Raw genomic sequence first — 14,821 nt, 5'->3', positions numbered from 1 at the left:
TGAATAATATACAGAAAAAAGTCTGCTTTGTGCGGGCCGATTATTGAAAAGGCTGTGGATCGCCTGCGTGGACACGATGGATCACTTGGCGTTCCTGCGCACTAAAATCACGGACAAATTTCTCTGCGGACTTGAGTGGTTTCATGGCAGTAAAGCCTTCATCCATAAAGTCATACATCATTTGAAAATGGTGTTTATACGCCACCGATTTACACATTTTAAAGGCGGTATGAACCATAAATGAGCGCAAATAACGGTCTAAATAGTGCCCAAACTCATCCGCCATACTCAGTTGCGTTAAACGTAAATCAGCCTGATCGAGCTGCAAATACGTCTGACGCATGATTTCGTCATTGAGGGCTTGATTGTGCGGATAGTTTTTTTGAATATGTGCAGCAACCTGCTCATCGAGTTCGACCGCATAAATTGCCAGTAAGATGCCGTGAGTGCCTGCTTTAATGGCATTTTCAGGAATAAATTTTTCGGCTTTATGCGCGTGTTTGAGCAGGCGTTCGATCTGCTTGGCTAAAATGTCGAAATCGGGGCCACCATAGAGGCGGTTGACAAAATAATCGGCCATGAGTCGATTATTTTTTTCGGAAAATAAACCTTGATGGGAATGTTTTAAACGATTTTTCTGCCATTGTTGTACGTCTTGTAGGCGTTGGAATAACACTGGATCTTGATGGTATTGCAATTGTTTATAGCGTTGTAGCAACTGATCTAATGCACTGAGCTTTGACATTTCTCAAAAATTACTGAAAAAAGAAAGCTATATTAAAGCAGTCGGTCTGCTGAATTCTATATTTTTTGCAAAACTACGTAGTTGAACTGTGATTTACAGGCATTTTTGTTGACGACTAAGCAATATAGCCTGCTTCGCGTCCGATCATATCGCGTAAGCCTTGAACCAAGGCCTCAATCAGCTTTTCGATGACTAAACGCTGTCCTTTACGTGAGGCATACACCAGTTGCACGGTACCTGTATTGGACTGCCATTCGGGAAGAACTTGAACCAGATTGCCATTCTCCAAATCTTTTTGAACCGTCAAGATCGGTAAGTCAGCAATGCCTAATCCATCTTTTACGGCATAGTACACACCCGCCAAGTCGTTACATTTCAAACGCGGTTCAAAATGAAAATCAGCAGTTTCACCTGTAGCCAAATGCTGTAAATGCCAAGTGTAACGGCTTTTCATGAGACCCAAAGCTACGGCAGGGTAGTGTACCAATTCCTGATAATTCTGAATTTCGTGTCCTTGCAGTAAGCTTTGACTGGCCACCAGACAATGGGTGGTTTTGACCACATCCCGTACGATTAAACTTGAATCTTCATTCGGGTTGAAACTGGTACGAATCGCAATGTCGATATTGTCATGTAACACATCGACACGGCGACTGGTCAGTTCCAGTTCGAGTTGGACTTTCGGGTATTGTTTTAAAAAAGCATTCAGAATCGGGCGAATCTGAAACTGCATCATCACATTCGGGCAGCTAATCCGAACCAGACCTTGCGGCTCACTTTTTTGTTGTAAGAGTACGTTTTCACTGTATTCGATTTGGTTGACGACTTTTTGGCATTCTTCATAGAACTGCTGACCGAGTGGCGTGACCTGAAAGTGTCGTGTGGTGCGTTGAATCAGTTTGATATTAAAGCGTTCTTCGAGTTCTAGAATCCGTCGGCTCAGTTTGGATTTGGTGATGTGTGTTGCTTCACTGGCTGCGCTAAAGCCACCATGTTTGACGACCAAATAAAAATAATAGTAATCATCAAAGATATGCATGGCGAATTCCTGTGTTCGGACAACGGCTTGATTGTAACGGAAGTTGTTTATTGCATATATAAGATAGTGCTTCTTATTTTTATGGATTTTTTGACTGCCGAGTAACAAGTAAAATTATCTTCTAGATCAACTGAGGATTCCGACATGAAAAAAGTCATTGGGCAATATCGGACACAGCAAAAGCATTGGGTGGGCGATGGGTTTCATGTCAGCACCTTATTTTCTTATGACCGTTTAGGGCAAGTGTTAAGCCCATTTTTGATGCTCGACTACGCCGCACCTGAATTTTTTAGCCCAACCAATACGCCACGTGGGGTCGGCGCACATCCACATCGTGGTTTTGAAACCGTGACGATTGCCTATAAAGGTGAAATTTCGCATCGTGACTCGCATGGCGGTGGTGGCACCATTCAAACAGGTGATGTGCAATGGATGACGGCAGGTGCAGGCTTGCTGCATGAAGAACTGCATTCTGAGGCGTTTACCCAGCAAGGCGGTGAGCTGGAAATGGTACAGCTTTGGGTGAATTTGCCTGCCAAAGACAAAATGACCAAAGGTAAATATCAAGCCATTACCCAAGCGCAGATTCCTTCAATTGCACTGGATGATGCAGGCAGTTATTTGCGGGTGATTGCAGGACAATATACCGATGCACAGGGTGCAGCTTCAACCTTTAGTCCTGTGAATGTCTGGGATATTCAACTGGCGGCAGGGCAACAGCATGAATTTAACGTTCCTGTTGGGCAAACCAGTATTGTGGTGGTGCGCCAAGGCACAGTGCGGATTAACCAGCAGTATGACGTGACAGATCACAGTTTTGTGTTGTTTGACCGAGACGATGCTGCGCCCATTCAGATCAGTGCTGAACAGGGCGCAGGGATTCTGATTTTGACAGGACAACCGCTGAATGAACCGATTCAAGGTTACGGGCCGTTTGTCATGAACACCCAGCAAGAAATTATGCAGGCGATTCATGACTTTAACCGTGGTGATTTTGGCGAGATGTAATCATACTCGCCAAAGTCGGCATTATTGAACAGGAGCGAAAATCTGCGTTTCGATGGCAACACTGCGTAAAAGCGTTTTAGTCACAGGTGTCTTTTGACACACCGCGAGGAGCTTCTGACGCAATTCATCGTTCAAGGGTTGCTCAAATGTGACATGACGCTGAATGTGTTCTAAGCCATCTCGATGGCTTAGAAACTCTGCTGATACGCTAAATTCTCCCAAGTCGATGCCTTTATGTTTGGCATACATACGTAGAGTGATCATGGTGCAGGCGACCAGACTGCTGCACAGCAGATCATAAGGGGCTGCCCCTTGGTTTTGCCCTTCTAGGTGTTCAGGTTCATCAGTAAAAAACTCATGTTTTCCACATCTGATGAGTCCTTTCCATTGTTCAGGTAAGGCTTGTACTTGGCTATGACCGACGACACTCATTTTGATGCCCTCATATGTGCTGGAAAGTCAGGTGCTTTGAGGCGTTCACCTGGGTAATCTGGAATATTTCCAAAACGATCATCTTGTGCGAGCCATTGTTGATGGGCTTCTTTAATCCCTTCCTCAGTGCGCCCCACATAATTCCACCACAGTAAAATTGGCGACTTAAAGGGTTCACCACCAATGAGCAATACACGGCTTTCAGCAGCAAGGCTCAAGCTCAACTCAGTAGAACCTGTTGCGAACACCATCATGTTTTCCGTGGTGAGCGTTTGTCCGTTGACTTGAGCAGAACCCGACAACAATAAAACGCCATATTCAAACTCCGCATTTAGACTGAAGCTCGTTTGATGGGCCTGCTCTGCGTAGAGATCCACAGCCAGCAGTGGGCTATAGACTTCAACAGGAGAAGTTTGCCCCAAAAACTCTCCAACCAAAACTCGACATTCAATCTGATCCTGCTGTACGACAGGAAGATCAGGGTAATGCTGAAATTTTGCAGGCATATTGAGCTGTTCATCGGGGAGGGCAATCCAAAGCTGGGCAGTATGGAGCTGCGTTTCATTGGGTGGAGTGACTTCCGTATGTGAAATCCCATACCCCGCGGTCATGAGATTCACCTGTTTGGGCTGAATCAACTGCTTCGAGCCTAAGCTGTCAGTATGCATGAGTGTGCCTTCAATCATCCATGTGAAGGTTTGTAGGCCCATATGCGGATGTGGGCCAATGTCTAGACCTTGCCCCTGTGAAAATTCGACAGGGCCTGCATGGTCGAGAAAGCACCAAGCCCCAATCATGCGTTTGTCACGGTGGGGTAAGGCACGTGCGATGACCGTTCCTTGCCCAATTTCGGCACGGCGTAAATGAAGTTCTTGTCCTTGAAGCTGCATATGATGTACCTATTGTTGTGGCTGTTCTTAAAATAATGTTAGCAAGCTTTGATCCGTGTTCTTGTGCTGGTTTGATAAATCATCATCCCATAAATAGAAAAATTTATACAAGATGTTTGAGTAAAGGTGAGGTTGTGCTACATAGCTTTGCAAAAAAATATTCTATACTACGCGCTTTATTTTTCACCTGTTTTGCTCATGATGCAAAGAATCCTGTTTTTGGTCATCGCTGTGCTTTTAGCGCTGTCTTGGCTATCTCCATATCACTATACGCCTTGGCTGACGTTCTCGAGTGAACTGTTTGCCTATGCTGCGGCTCTATGTACTTTGGCACTTTATATCGATAAACCATTGTATTTACCCAAGCTCAATCTACCACTCTTTGCCATAGCGTGTATTCCATTTGTACAGTGGGTATTGGGCATCGAGTTTTATTTTAATAAAGCACTACTCTCTGGGTTGTATCTTTTTGCCTTTGCCATGATGGTGGTACTTGGTTTTAATTTGACTCAAGACCCTGAGCAGCGTGAAAAAATCTTTAAAGGATGGAGTCTGCTGGTTTTTGTGGTGGGTTTAATCACTGTGGGGATTGCTTTATTACAATGGTTACATCTAGATCATGATGTTCCTGGGATTATGCCTTTGCGTGGTAACCGTCCTTATGGGAACTTTGCGCAGCCAAATAACATGGCAACTTTCCTGATGATGAGCCTCATGGGCGCGCTTTATCTGTTTGAGAAGCGGGTTTTACCAACGTGGTTAGTGACTTTAGGTGCGTTATTACTCACGTTCACTATCGCACTGAGCCAGTCACGTACGCCGTGGGTCGCTTGTGTGGTATTGAGTGCTTATCTGTTTTTTAAACTCTCAGCAGAGCAGCGCTTTAAACGCTACCATGTGGTGTTGTGGGTCGGTCTCTATGTGGGCAGTTTACTCGCTGTACCGATGTTAAATACAGTATTGGTGCATGTTGGGTTATCTCATTCTGAAATGTCAGATGTGATTGAGCGTGCCAGTTCAAGCCATTCTCGTTTTAGTATCTGGATGCAAATGGTTTATGCCATTCAGCAACATCCGTTACTGGGCTATGGCTGGAATCAGACGAGTTATGCACAACTGGTCGGTGCAGATTTCCTTGAGCATAATGAGCGAACGAACAGTGCCCATAACCTGATTCTCGAATTGTTGGTCTGGAATGGGGTGATTTTGGGGACAGCGATTGTTGGTTTTGTCGCTTGGTGGATCTGGAAACTCAACAAACAGGTGAAAAAGAGTGAAGCCTTAGTGGCTACGCTAATGGTGTGTTGTGTCCTGATACATGCCATGTTTGAGTTCCCACAAGATTATGCGTACTTCTTATTGCCAGTCGGGTTCTTGCTGGGGGTGATCCAAGCTCATGGCACCTCATTCAAAACCTTCAAATGGGTGGCAAATTTCAATACGGCCATCTTGGTGATCTGTATTTTATTGTATGGCTTAATCTGGCGCGATTATTTAACTTCGATCGATGCGCTCAATCAGGGACGTAAACATTCTGATCAGGGCATTCCTGCGGTGAAGCCGTATCGTATTTATGTATTAGACCAGTTTGACCAACGTGCAGACTGGTATTATCTGAATCGTTTTAGTTCTTTAACACCGCAGCAGTTGGAACGTTATCATCATGTGGTGGTGATTACTCCAACGCATTATGACTTATATAAATATGCCCAGCTTTTAGCCTATAACGGACAAATGAAAGAAGCTGAGCACCAGCTCGAATTGATTCATGGTTTATATCAGGTGAGCCATCCTTATGGTCAGTTATTGCTTGATCAAGACCACAATGGACATTCACTGCATTAAGTATTAAGCCAATAAAAAAGCTGCTACAGGGCAGCTTTTTTATTATTAGACTTCTTTCCTAATTGTCTACACCCTCTTTATTTTTCTCCCTGAGCAAATTGAAATATATTTCAATGCAGCGCAAGAGAAATAAAAAGGACATATGAAAGAAGCCTATTCATCCGACATATTGCTTTGAATATAGTTTTCGATTCCAACACTCTCAGTGAGATCAATTTGGGTTTCAAGCCAGTCCCAGTAATCTTCTTCAGACTCTAGAATTTCCTGAACTAAATCACGTGATACATAGTCCTGTAACTGTTCAGATAATGCTACAGCATGTTTGAGGACTTCGATGTTTTCTTTAACTTTGCGCACATCGCAATGTAATGCTTCAAGCGTATGCTGACCAATATACAATTTACCCAAATGCTGTAAATTTGGCAGACCTTCTAAAAATAAAATCCGTTCAATGACTTTGTCTGCATGCTTCATTTGGCGAATAGATTCTTTGTATTCTGCCGAACCAAGTTTTTCAATGCCCCAGTCGTTAAACATGCGTGAATGTAAAAAATATTGATTGATTGCAGTGAGATGGTGATACAACACCTGATTCAACTGATTAATAACATCACGATTGCCTTTCATTATTATTTCTCCGCAAAAAATGCAAGCCTCAACAGATTAAGGCAACAATAAGTTCATCTTAACCAATAAGTTGCATTGCTGCGAGTAATTTATAGAACGGCAAATGAAAATCACCATCAGATGGTATTTTTATGTGCTTGATAAAAATAACATTTCAGGGAGTCGCGGACAGGCGAGGGGAAATACTCGTTATTGTATTATGCTGCCACGGAAATTTTTGCGGCAATTGCTGCCAATTCTTCACTGATGATACTACGTGCTTCAGGTACACAGCGCCCACAGCAGGTTCCTAAATCGAGTAAATCACGAATTTCTCGAAAAGTTTCTGTGCCGTTAGCAACTGCATCTTTGATATCTTGGTCAGTAATCCCGCGACATAAACAAACATACATGTGCGCACCTATGGAAAGATAAATACGATTACTGATATTATTGATAATTGTTATCGTTTGTCAACTGGTTTCATCTTAAGTTTAGCGAAACTCTTATTGAGTTTTTGAATGAAAAAAAACCACCTGATCGGTGGTTTTAAATTAGCTCGGGCTTAAGGAATAATCACGATCCCGTCCATTTCCACTAAAGCACCCTTAGGTAAGCTTGCCACGCCTAATGCTGCACGAGCAGGGTAAGGCTGTGGGAAGTATTCACCCATAATCTGGTTGACGAGTTGGAAATTTGATAAATCAGTCAAGAAGATATTCAACTTTGCAAAGTCTGCTAATGATCCGCCTGCTGCTTCACAAACCGCTTTGATATTGTCAAATACACGACGAATTTGTGCTTCGATACCATCTACCAATTCCATGCTGTATGGATCTAAACCGATTTGTCCAGAAAGATACAATGTATTCCCAACTAAAATGGCTTGAGAATAAGTTCCAATTGCAGCAGGTGCATTTTCAGTATGAATCACTTGGCGTGACATGAATATCTCCTTTACAAATTCAATGACCTATATCAATTGATATATATAACACAATCGATGCAGGATGATCGGCCTAATTTATACAACTTTATGCTGTGTTTCACTAATTGTAACAGGTGTATCTTGACGTAGAATTCGAGGGAAACCAAAGTGCAGACGTAATTCACGGATGACTTTGGCAATTTCTTTACGGTTGTTCACAACGACATTGACATAGGTTTTATTGTCTTGTGAAATCACCATTTCCACACCAAATTTGGCTTTACGACATTGATAAATCAGGTCAGAAATTTGTTCGTCATTCATGCTGAGGTCAATGCATAAATATGCGGTGAAGCTGACATCATCGACATCATAATCGCTCCACTGCAACGGCATAATATTTTCAGGATGGAGATGTTGCTCATGCAATAAGTTGTAGCAGCGTTCACGGTGCACAATCAGACCACGACGTGATAAATGCCCCTGAATTGGATCACCTAAAATTGGGTTGCAACAACGCGCATATTTAACATCAATGCCATCTGTGCCTTGAATTAGACGATGTGAGCTGGTTTCTTCTTCCACCTGACTATCGATAGAGAAGAGATGATTGGCAACCAGTTGTGGTAATAAGTCACCTACAGCGATTTGTTCGTATAGCGTATTTGGATTATCGAGATGTCGCCAAGCAAGAACATTAGTCCAGTCATCTTCCGAAAGTTCATGGCTTGAGCTGTTAAACATACGCAAAGAACGGTCAAGAGCTTGTTTGCCGATAATCCGTTGTTCTTCTACATCCTGTTCACGCAAGATATTCTGAATGGCACGGCGTGCTTTTTGTGTGTTGATGAAGCTTAACCAGTCAGGGTTTGGTGTTGCCAAAACATCCGTTAAAACTTCAATGACTTGACCACTGCTCAGCGGTGTCGAGAGGGGTTTGGTTTCACCATCAATTTTCGCCCCAATGGCATGGTTGCCTAAAAACAGGCTGGCTGCATAAGCAAAATCAACAATCGTTGCACCTTGTGGCAGTTCATGTAGATGCCCATGTGGTGTATACACCCAGATTTTTTCCTGATGCAAATAGTCGAGCAGGTCATTAAAGGTGGTTTTTGCACATTCATCGTCAATCAGTGTGTTTAGATTCTGCATGGATGCTTGAATGGCAGAACGACAGGCTTGAGGTGCACTTTCACCCAAAACTACACCAAAACGAGCAGCTTTACGCATCAGCTCCGTTTGTATGGTTAATGAGAGGGTTGTTTTTTCACCCTTAAGTTTGATCATTAAGGATTGATTGCCACCTGGTAGTGGGCGGCGAATATGGTCATTAAATTCTAAAACCTGAAAATTCTCTCTCAAAACTTCAACAAGACGGTCACAGTCTGCAATACTGGTCAAAATAATTTCAAAGGTATGGCTGCGAGTCAGTTCTTGAAGATTGATGTCATTTTTTAAGAAATGTCGAATCAGTTCGATATTATTATTTTTCTTTTTAATACGACCTGTCAGTTGGTGTTGCTGGAGTAGCTGAGTCAGATTGTTTTCCCAGATTTGCTGGTATTCACAGCGTTTAGGTCGGGTCTGCTGAAGGGCTTGCTGGATTTTATTAAAAACGTCTAAATCTAAATTTTCATAACATAAATATTCGAGGTTATCCCCCATTTCATTCATGCCGACAATACGCGCCATCGGGACAAAAATATCAAACGTTTCTTGGGCAATACGTGCACGTTTATCTGGACGCAACGCATCAAGCGTGGTCATGTTGTGATAACGGTCTGCAAGTTTGATAATAATGACACGTGGATCTTGAAGCGTGGCTTGCAGAATCTTACGAAATGAAGCGGCCTTATTGACTTGTTTGTCGCTAGAGTGAGTCAGCTTGGTCACGCCATCGACCAGTTCAGCAACGACTTTGCCAAATTTGCTGGCGATTTCTTCTTTGGTAAATTCTGTGTCCTCAATCACATCATGTAGCAGCGCAGCCATGAGAGTTTGGGAGTCAAGACGCATGTGAGCCAAAATACTACAGACAGCAATCGGGTGTAGTACATAAGGTTCGCCACTTTTACGTGTTATGCCGCTATGTGCAAGGTCGGCGAAATCACAGGCAGCAAGTACGAGCTCGACATCTTTTTCTGACAGATATGCGTCAATAATCAGTTTAAGTTGTTGCTTGGCTTGGCTGACTTCTTCGCCTGGCATAAACCACCTTTTAAAAATGCTAAATCACAAATGGGAAACGTTAGCTCTTTAATGAAAAGCATTCTGTTGATCTTGTCAATTTGTCTTGTTGAAAAAAACCAAGAATTTTTCAATAAAGTTGATTGTTTTACTCAATTTTGCACCAGAAGTGAGCAAACAAAAAAGCCTAGTTGAACCAACTAGGCTTTTATTGCTGAAAACTTGAACTTAGAAAGTAAAGCCTTCTAGGTTTAAGTTATTCGCTGAAAGAGCAAGGTCAAGGCTTGATGCTTGATAGTCTTGCTCGCGCTGTTTCAAAATGTCTTTGCTTACATGACCCGCTGCAATTTCACGCAACGCCACAACGGTTGGTTTGTCATTGTCCCATTCTAAAGTTGGTTCAATGCCTTGACGTGATAATTGGCGCGCACGTTTACTTGCCACGAGGACCAATTCAAAACGGTTGTCTACATGGTCTAAACAATCTTCAACAGTTACGCGTGCCATAACAAATCTCTTACTGAGTTAAATTTAACTAGACTGTGCAGTATAAGGTGCTTTGCCCATAGACTCAAGTTTTAATCAATTTTCAGGGTGCAACAATTTTTCGATTAATTGCTGATGGCGCTGAGCTTGCTGAGTCATAGAGAGACGATTGGCGTTAATCACTGATTCTAAATCATGTAGTGCTTTATTAAAGTCATCATTGATAATCACATAATCAAAATTTACATATTGCTGCATATCGGTAATGGCGCAGCTTAAACGGTGTTCAATTACTTCAACGGCATCGGTTCCACGGTTTGATAAACGCTGGCGTAAGTCAAACTGACTTGGTGGTAAGATGAAAATCTGTTTAGATTCAGGGAATAACTTTCGAACTTGCTCAGCACCTTGCCAGTCAATTTCAAGTAAAACATCATGGCCTTTTTCGAGTTGCTGTTTTACAGTCATTTGTGAAGTGCCGTAATAATTACCAAATACTTCAGCATATTCAATAAAACCGCCATTATTCACTTGTGACAAGAAACTATCTTTTGTTGTGAAGTGATAATGTACGCCATCGAGTTCACCGGGACGTTGCCCACGAGTCGTATGAGAAACAGAAACATGTAAATTGGTTACACGTTCGAGCAGGGCTTTGACCAGAGATGTTTTGCCAGTTCCCGACGCAGCAGAAACGACAAACAATAGACCCGACATGATATTTTTTCCTGATATGATAAAATATCTTCTCTATTTTAGAGTAGAGCGCGGCTAAACTGAATACTTTAGCTGAGAAATTCAAAAAAACAGTCACTATGTGTCAGGTTGAGGAAGTTATGGAAATTGTATTGGCGAACCCACGAGGCTTTTGTGCAGGCGTTGACCGTGCCATTGCGATTGTCAATCGGGCACTTGAGTGTTTTCAGCCACCGATTTATGTGCGTCACGAAGTTGTACACAATAAATTTGTTGTTGATGATTTACGTCAGCGAGGAGCAATTTTTGTTGATGAGCTTGATGAAGTTCCAGACGATAACATCGTGATCTTTAGTGCGCATGGTGTCTCTAAGGCGGTTCAGCAAGAAGCTGCGCGCCGTGGCCTGAAAGTTTTTGATGCGACTTGTCCACTGGTCACTAAAGTTCATATTGAAGTGACTAAATATGCTCGTGAAGGTGTGGAAGCCATTCTGATTGGACATCATGGACACCCTGAAGTTGAAGGGACGATGGGGCAATATGATAAAAACAATGGCGGAGAGATTTATCTGGTAGAAGACGAGCAAGATGTTGCTGATTTGCAGGTGAAACATCCTGAACGGGTTGCCTTTGTGACGCAAACGACACTTTCCATTGATGATACTGCAAAAGTGATTGATGCATTGCGTGAAAAATATCCTAAAATTCAGGGGCCACGTAAGGATGATATTTGTTACGCAACCCAGAATCGTCAAGATGCTGTGCGGGATCTAGCAGAGAAGTGCGATGTGGTGTTGGTGGTTGGCTCTCCAAATTCATCCAACTCGAATCGTTTGCGCGAACTGGCTGAGCGTATGGGTAAGCCTGCTTATTTGGTTGATAATGCTCAGCAGCTACAACAAAACTGGTTCAATGCCAACAGTAAAATCGGCGTTACTGCAGGTGCATCTGCTCCAGAAATTTTAATTAAACAGGTCATTCAGCGTTTGCAGGACTGGGGAGCGCAAACAACAGAAGAATTGGATGGCCGAGAAGAAAATGTAACGTTTAGTTTGCCTAAAGAGTTGCGCATACATATTATACAGGCTTGATAGCACTTTATTTGTAAACGGATCGAGACTGATCCGTTTTTTTTGTTTTTTTTTCTAAATTATGTTGTTAAAATGTGATAAGAATCACATTAAAGTTGCACTTTTAATATATTCTTTTTAGATACTTTATGAAATTTATTTATAAGTTTAGATGCTTAATAAATAAAAATAGTTAATAAAAATTTATTTATTCTTCGATCATTTTAAAAAATGAGGGCAACATGAAATCCATTCAGGGTTTTACATTGTTTGAGTTAATTGTAGTAATAGTCATTATCGCTATTCTTTCTATACTTGCTATCCCAGCAATGTCCACGTTTTTACTTAAGCAAAATTTAAATGCAAGTACACGTGATTTGGTGATTGCGTTGGAAAAAGCACGCTCAAAAGCAGCGTTAGACCGTCGCTCAGTCACAATTAGTTTAAATTCCTCCTCAGCAGATACGGACAGTACTCTTAACTGGACCGCTTCAGGGAAGGCAACACTTGTTTCAACAACCACAGCAATTGTATTTCGCTCTGATGGATTGGTTCAGGATCCAACAACAACGACATCCCCACTGAGTTCCGATTTAACTTTGGTTTTATGTGATCAAACTCAAGTGAATGCAAAATACTCAAAAAAAATAATTCTTTCTCGAATGGGTACAGTTCAACAAGGTGATCTTGTGACGGGGGGCTGCAGTGCAAGTTAAATATCAGCAAGGTGTAGGGTTGTTAGAGGTCTTGGTGGCTTTATTACTTTTGGCGATTGCTGTTTTAGGGTTTGTTGCTTTGCAGTTACGGGCTGTAGAAGCAACATCTGAAGGTTTTAATCGTATTGAGGCAACCAATATTGCAAGAGATCTGGTTGAAAAAATCCGAATTAATAGCAGTTCAACAGCGATTACTGCATATGAAACTTATTTGTCGAGCCAGAGTGGTCAAGCTGCCTCAGTTATAGATTGTTATAGCACTTTTTGTACACCAGCTGTGAAAGCGGCATTTGATGTACATGAGGCATATTTAAGTGCAACGGATCTTGGAATGACATTGAACATGGTAACTTGCCCCGGAACGGCAAATGGTCGTGAATGTATTTATGTGGCTTGGAATAAGACAGATCCCGTAGATACTACAGCAACAACATCAGGTCACATTGCCTGTACAACCAGTGAAACCTCAAGTTTTTCATACAATGATAGTTCGACTTGTATCGTGATGGAGGCATATTGATGCGATTCTCACAACAAGGTTTGACGTTAATTGAACTCATGGTTTCTTTAGTACTGGGTCTGATTATTGTTGCAGCATCATTGATGTTATTTATTGCAGGTCAAAAGAGTTTTGCTTTACAGCAAGGAGCTGCGGATATTCAAGATAATGCCAATTTTGCATTAAATTACATAACAAAAGATATTCGGTTAGCAAACTTAAATAATTCATCAGCTCAAATGATCAGTACTTTAGCAAATGGTGGGATTGTTTTTAGCAGCGCCAATGTTGCAGGAATAAGTAGTTCAACGTTAGTTACACAAAGTGCCCTGAGTAGCACATCTAATGTAGGTGTAGATAGTGATCAATTAGTCATTCAATATCTCCCAACTCAAACTGGTGGTTTTGATTGTGAGGGTAATGAGATTACCAGTACGTCATCTTATGTGATTCAACGTTATTTTGTTCGTAAAGACACCAACGTCAGTAGTAATGAAACCTCTGCAACAGCATTAGCACTTGCTTGTGATGCAGGCCGCGCAACGAGCGCTGGTGTCATCTCGGATTTTGGAGATAGTGGACAGATTATTATGAAACGCGTGGACTATTTTCACGTTTTACTTGTGGTTGAAGACAGCTCTGGAAATCTTAGAGATATGACGGTTTCACAATATTTGGCTGGTGCAGCTACGGCTCGAATTCTTGGCGTAAAACTTGGGATTTTAGTACGTTCAAATCAATCGGTTGGCGTCGACTCAAATATTGATCTCTCGAAATCTTTTACAGTACTTGATCAGTCTGTGACTTTAAATAGCACTATTCAAAATCTTAAAACAAAAAATTTACGCCAAGTGATTACACAGACAGTTGCTATTCGTAACGCTTTAGGGGATCGATCATCATGATTTCTCGACGTTCTCAACAAGGTGCAACACTGGTTGTAGTTTTAATTGTTCTTCTTTTAATTACGATTATTGGAACATTGGCAATTCGACAAGGTTTGCTGTCTTTAAATATTGCAACTAATGGTCAAGCACAACAGCTTATGTTGACTAACTCTGATTCTGCGATTTTTACGGTACAAGATGCGGATAATTTGTCTCAAGAGTTGGCAACAAATGGCATGTTTGGATATATCCGAACAAGTAGCAACAAAGGTAAGGAGTTAGTGTTTTGTTATCGAGGGACAAATACAAATTTTTTTACAATTGCCAATGCTAGCATTATTAAATGGGAAACTGGAACAGCACCTAATAATAGTGAAATCGGCACGGCTGGCTATTGTAACCCAACAAGTTCGAATAATTATTATACAAGTGGCCGTGGTGCAGTCATGACGCAGATCACGGTTCAGTTTGAAGATTCATCTTCTGATGACACACCATTTTCAGGATCTGTCAGTGGAACAGATACTGACTCGGCCAAGGTAATGAGCAGTGAAAAGGCTTTAGTTCATGCGGTTTCTCTCATGCCAACTTTATCCTCTGCTTCGACATCCGATATTTATAGCTGTTTATCAACACATATGAATGACCCTGAGGTACCTTCTGGTTATACAGCAGCATCTGGAGCTGATGAAAGTGTTTCTGAATGCCTAGCAGATCTGAATGTACCTTTTACAACACATGTTTCTGAATACACATTAACACAAAGCCTTACAAGTAGCAGTTAGGG

At 41.8% G+C, this 14,821-nt stretch carries 16 protein-coding genes and 1 pseudogene; 7 read left to right on the top strand and 10 right to left on the bottom strand.

Going from position 1 to position 14,821, the window contains the following annotated elements; all coding sequences use genetic code 11:
* Positions 1–40 precede the first annotated feature (40 nt).
* Both C1A47_RS06785 and C1A47_RS06780 read right to left on the bottom strand, forming a co-directional pair.
* The gene (locus tag C1A47_RS06785; protein WP_111893717.1) at positions 41–745 is read right to left on the bottom strand and encodes an FFLEELY motif protein; all 705 of its coding nucleotides are present in this window, start codon (positions 743–745) and stop codon (positions 41–43) included.
* Positions 746–860: 115 nt separating this feature from the next.
* Positions 861–1,784 (bottom strand): LysR substrate-binding domain-containing protein, encoded by a 924-nt coding sequence (locus tag C1A47_RS06780; protein WP_111893715.1) that lies wholly within the window; start codon positions 1,782–1,784, stop codon positions 861–863.
* 144 nt (positions 1,785–1,928) lie between these two features.
* Between C1A47_RS06780 and C1A47_RS06775 the strand changes: the two genes are divergently transcribed.
* Positions 1,929–2,792, top strand: coding sequence for a pirin family protein (locus tag C1A47_RS06775; RefSeq protein ID WP_111893713.1), 864 nt, complete (start codon positions 1,929–1,931; stop codon positions 2,790–2,792).
* Positions 2,793–2,813: 21 nt separating this feature from the next.
* Here the strand turns inward: C1A47_RS06775 and C1A47_RS06770 are convergent, their stop codons facing one another.
* Together C1A47_RS06770 and C1A47_RS06765 are read right to left on the bottom strand one after the other, a co-directional pair.
* Positions 2,814–3,224, bottom strand: a complete 411-nt coding sequence (locus C1A47_RS06770) for an OsmC family protein (protein ID WP_111893711.1) — start codon at positions 3,222–3,224, stop codon at positions 2,814–2,816.
* A pseudogene (locus C1A47_RS06765) lies at positions 3,221–4,099 on the bottom strand (pirin family protein); the annotation flags it as partial. The pseudogene C1A47_RS06765 and the gene C1A47_RS06770, both read right to left, overlap by 4 nt.
* Before the next feature lie 213 nt (positions 4,100–4,312).
* On the opposite strand from C1A47_RS06765, the gene C1A47_RS06760 reads away from it, so the two are divergent.
* Positions 4,313–5,959: a PglL family O-oligosaccharyltransferase gene (locus tag C1A47_RS06760; RefSeq protein WP_111894077.1), complete on the top strand. Its 1,647-nt coding sequence runs from the start codon at positions 4,313–4,315 to the stop codon at positions 5,957–5,959.
* Between the two features lie 153 nt (positions 5,960–6,112).
* Here C1A47_RS06760 and bfr read toward each other — a convergent pair whose 3' ends face one another.
* From bfr to gmk, 6 genes are all read right to left on the bottom strand, one after another.
* Positions 6,113–6,586: a heteropolymeric bacterioferritin subunit Bfr gene (bfr, locus tag C1A47_RS06755; protein ID WP_111893707.1), complete on the bottom strand. Its 474-nt coding sequence runs from the start codon at positions 6,584–6,586 to the stop codon at positions 6,113–6,115.
* Positions 6,587–6,783: 197 nt separating this feature from the next.
* The gene (locus C1A47_RS06750) at positions 6,784–6,978 is read right to left on the bottom strand and encodes a bacterioferritin-associated ferredoxin (protein ID WP_111893705.1); all 195 of its coding nucleotides are present in this window, start codon (positions 6,976–6,978) and stop codon (positions 6,784–6,786) included.
* A 152-nt stretch (positions 6,979–7,130) separates the two neighbouring features.
* The gene (locus C1A47_RS06745; RefSeq protein WP_004754460.1) at positions 7,131–7,511 is read right to left on the bottom strand and encodes a RidA family protein; all 381 of its coding nucleotides are present in this window, start codon (positions 7,509–7,511) and stop codon (positions 7,131–7,133) included.
* A 78-nt stretch (positions 7,512–7,589) separates the two neighbouring features.
* Positions 7,590–9,701, bottom strand: a complete 2,112-nt coding sequence (locus tag C1A47_RS06740; protein ID WP_111893703.1) for a RelA/SpoT family protein — start codon at positions 9,699–9,701, stop codon at positions 7,590–7,592.
* A 207-nt stretch (positions 9,702–9,908) separates the two neighbouring features.
* A complete protein-coding gene (rpoZ, locus tag C1A47_RS06735; RefSeq protein ID WP_111893699.1) occupies positions 9,909–10,187 on the bottom strand; it encodes a DNA-directed RNA polymerase subunit omega in 279 nt (92 codons plus the stop codon).
* A gap of 75 nt (positions 10,188–10,262) precedes the next feature.
* On the bottom strand, positions 10,263–10,883 hold the full coding sequence (gene gmk / locus C1A47_RS06730) for a guanylate kinase (RefSeq protein WP_111893697.1): 621 nt from the start codon (positions 10,881–10,883) through the stop codon (positions 10,263–10,265).
* 119 nt (positions 10,884–11,002) lie between these two features.
* Between gmk and ispH the strand changes: the two genes are divergently transcribed.
* The 5 genes from ispH (at position 11,003) to C1A47_RS06705 (ending at position 14,819) form a co-directional block, all read left to right on the top strand.
* Positions 11,003–11,953 (top strand): 4-hydroxy-3-methylbut-2-enyl diphosphate reductase, encoded by a 951-nt coding sequence (gene ispH / locus C1A47_RS06725; protein ID WP_111893695.1) that lies wholly within the window; start codon positions 11,003–11,005, stop codon positions 11,951–11,953.
* 221 nt (positions 11,954–12,174) lie between these two features.
* Complete coding sequence (locus tag C1A47_RS06720; protein WP_111893693.1) at positions 12,175–12,648, top strand: Tfp pilus assembly protein FimT/FimU; 474 nt, start codon at positions 12,175–12,177, stop codon at positions 12,646–12,648.
* Positions 12,638–13,168: a type IV pilus modification protein PilV gene (pilV, locus tag C1A47_RS06715; protein WP_111893691.1), complete on the top strand. Its 531-nt coding sequence runs from the start codon at positions 12,638–12,640 to the stop codon at positions 13,166–13,168. Before C1A47_RS06720 ends, pilV begins: the two co-directional genes overlap by 11 nt.
* Positions 13,168–14,052, top strand: a complete 885-nt coding sequence (locus C1A47_RS06710) for a PilW family protein (RefSeq protein ID WP_111893689.1) — start codon at positions 13,168–13,170, stop codon at positions 14,050–14,052. The genes pilV and C1A47_RS06710 overlap by 1 nt, the downstream gene beginning before the upstream one ends.
* Positions 14,049–14,819, top strand: coding sequence for a pilus assembly protein PilX (locus tag C1A47_RS06705; RefSeq protein WP_111893687.1), 771 nt, complete (start codon positions 14,049–14,051; stop codon positions 14,817–14,819). Before C1A47_RS06710 ends, C1A47_RS06705 begins: the two co-directional genes overlap by 4 nt.
* The last annotated feature ends 2 nt before the right edge of the window (positions 14,820–14,821 follow it).

This window comes from Acinetobacter sp. MB5, assembly GCF_003261585.1.
Classification (GTDB): domain Bacteria; phylum Pseudomonadota; class Gammaproteobacteria; order Pseudomonadales; family Moraxellaceae; genus Acinetobacter.
The sequence above is the reverse complement of the archived record's forward strand: the minus strand, read 5'-3'. Positions and strand labels throughout refer to the sequence as shown.

Coding starts and splice junctions, on each gene's coding strand:
- C1A47_RS06750 (WP_111893705.1), bottom strand. CDS start 6,978: ATGTATGTTTGTTTATGTCGCGGGATTACTGACCAAGATATCAAAGAT.
- C1A47_RS06710 (WP_111893689.1), top strand. CDS start 13,168: ATGCGATTCTCACAACAAGGTTTGACGTTAATTGAACTCATGGTTTCT.
- C1A47_RS06770 (WP_111893711.1), bottom strand. CDS start 3,224: ATGAGTGTCGTCGGTCATAGCCAAGTACAAGCCTTACCTGAACAATGG.
- C1A47_RS06760 (WP_111894077.1), top strand. CDS start 4,313: ATGATGCAAAGAATCCTGTTTTTGGTCATCGCTGTGCTTTTAGCGCTG.
- bfr (WP_111893707.1), bottom strand. CDS start 6,586: ATGAAAGGCAATCGTGATGTTATTAATCAGTTGAATCAGGTGTTGTAT.
- ispH (WP_111893695.1), top strand. CDS start 11,003: ATGGAAATTGTATTGGCGAACCCACGAGGCTTTTGTGCAGGCGTTGAC.
- C1A47_RS06775 (WP_111893713.1), top strand. CDS start 1,929: ATGAAAAAAGTCATTGGGCAATATCGGACACAGCAAAAGCATTGGGTG.
- rpoZ (WP_111893699.1), bottom strand. CDS start 10,187: ATGGCACGCGTAACTGTTGAAGATTGTTTAGACCATGTAGACAACCGT.
- C1A47_RS06785 (WP_111893717.1), bottom strand. CDS start 745: ATGTCAAAGCTCAGTGCATTAGATCAGTTGCTACAACGCTATAAACAA.
- C1A47_RS06745 (WP_004754460.1), bottom strand. CDS start 7,511: ATGTCACGCCAAGTGATTCATACTGAAAATGCACCTGCTGCAATTGGA.
- C1A47_RS06705 (WP_111893687.1), top strand. CDS start 14,049: ATGATTTCTCGACGTTCTCAACAAGGTGCAACACTGGTTGTAGTTTTA.
- C1A47_RS06780 (WP_111893715.1), bottom strand. CDS start 1,784: ATGCATATCTTTGATGATTACTATTATTTTTATTTGGTCGTCAAACAT.
- gmk (WP_111893697.1), bottom strand. CDS start 10,883: ATGTCGGGTCTATTGTTTGTCGTTTCTGCTGCGTCGGGAACTGGCAAA.
- C1A47_RS06740 (WP_111893703.1), bottom strand. CDS start 9,701: ATGCCAGGCGAAGAAGTCAGCCAAGCCAAGCAACAACTTAAACTGATT.
- C1A47_RS06720 (WP_111893693.1), top strand. CDS start 12,175: ATGAAATCCATTCAGGGTTTTACATTGTTTGAGTTAATTGTAGTAATA.